This is a genomic window from Burkholderia sp. SRS-W-2-2016 (assembly GCF_001931485.1).
Taxonomy (GTDB): Bacteria; Pseudomonadota; Gammaproteobacteria; order Burkholderiales; family Burkholderiaceae; genus Paraburkholderia.
In genome coordinates this window covers 1-1,194 of sequence record NZ_MSDV01000030.1, presented here as the reverse complement: position 1 = coordinate 1,194, position 1,194 = coordinate 1, and the positions used below count along the sequence as shown (strand labels likewise).

2 protein-coding genes are annotated in these 1,194 nt (G+C 67.0%); one reads left to right on the top strand and one right to left on the bottom strand.

Annotated elements, in window-relative coordinates; genetic code table 11:
• On the top strand, positions 1 to 144 hold a 144-nt coding region (locus BTH42_RS15010), incomplete at its 5' end, for a GNA1162 family protein (RefSeq protein ID WP_178392172.1).
• Positions 145 to 282: 138 nt separating this feature from the next.
• Here the strand turns inward: BTH42_RS15010 and BTH42_RS15005 are convergent.
• Positions 283 to 1,185, bottom strand: coding sequence for a LysR family transcriptional regulator (locus BTH42_RS15005; RefSeq protein ID WP_075300672.1), 903 nt, complete (start codon positions 1,183 to 1,185; stop codon positions 283 to 285).
• Positions 1,186 to 1,194 lie beyond the last annotated feature (9 nt).

Genomic DNA, 1,194 nt, shown 5'->3' with positions numbered 1-1,194 from the left:
CAGGCGGCGGTCAAGCAGGTTGCGCATTCGCTGTCGGACGAGAGCCATGCGGTCGCCGGCCTGACCAGCGGCCGGTTGCTGAGAGCCGGCCCGCCGGACGGTCTGCTGTATGGCCCGCGCTCGCCGAAGTTCGGCACGGACTGAGCGGCGCGGCAAGCAGTACGTTGCACGATTGAATGAAACCCGGCACGCAGCATGGTGCCGGGTTTTTCTTTTCGTTAGCGGTGCGGTTGGTGGGGCGTTGAGCCGTTAAGCCGCGCGGTCTTTCAACCGCTCACCGCATCAACGGCCCGCCGGCTCGGGCCGCTTGAACAGCTGCCGCGCGAGCGAACACATCAGCATCGTCGCCGGCGATTCGTCCTGCAAGCGTCGACTCATGATGATCGGCGACGCCGCGTTCGCCGACGGAATCTGCCGGTACGCGACGCCATGCGCGCGTAACCCCTCGACACTTTCCGGCACCAGACACACGCCGACCTGCGCGGCGACCAGACCCAGCGCGGTCTGCAATTCCCGCACTTCGTGAATCGCCTTCGGCTCCAGCGCCTGGTCGTGCAGCGCCGAAATCTGCTGGTCCGCGTAACTCGGCCGCGGCGTGCTCGGATAGACGATCAGCGTTTCCTCGGCGAGCGCCGCGAGCGTCAGCGGCTTCTTCTGCCGCGCGAGCGGATGGTCCTGCGGCAGCGCGGCGATCATCCGTTCCTCGACCAGCACTTCGCGCGCGAGCTGCGCGTCGTCGAAACGCAGCCGGCCGAAACCGACGTCGATGCGGCCGCCCTTGAGCGCGGCCAGCTGCTCGATCGTGAACATCTCGATCAGCGACAGCTCGATATGCGGCGCCGCCTCGCGAAACGAGCGGATCACCGCGGGCAGCGCGCCGTACAGCGTCGACGGCACGAAGCCGATCACGATCCGCTCGGCCAGTTGCGCGAGCCGGCGCGTGAGCGGCGCGAGCTCGTCGGCTTCATCGATCAGACGTTTCGCCTGCGTATAGAAAATGCGCCCGGCCTCGGTGAGCCGCAACGGCCGCGAGCCGCGCTCGAACAGCGGCAGGCCGACGCTTTCCTCGATCTGCTGGATCTGCCGCGACAGCGGCGGCTGCGTCATATGCAGGCGATTGGCCGCCCGCGTGATGTTCATTTCCTCGGCGACCGCGATGAAGTAGCGAAGTTGGCGAAATTCCATGCATGCCCC

Bases quoted from the DNA above. Each gene is read 5' to 3' on its own strand.
- BTH42_RS15005 (WP_075300672.1), bottom strand. From the start codon at position 1,185: ATGGAATTTCGCCAACTTCGCTACTTCATCGCGGTCGCCGAGGAAATG.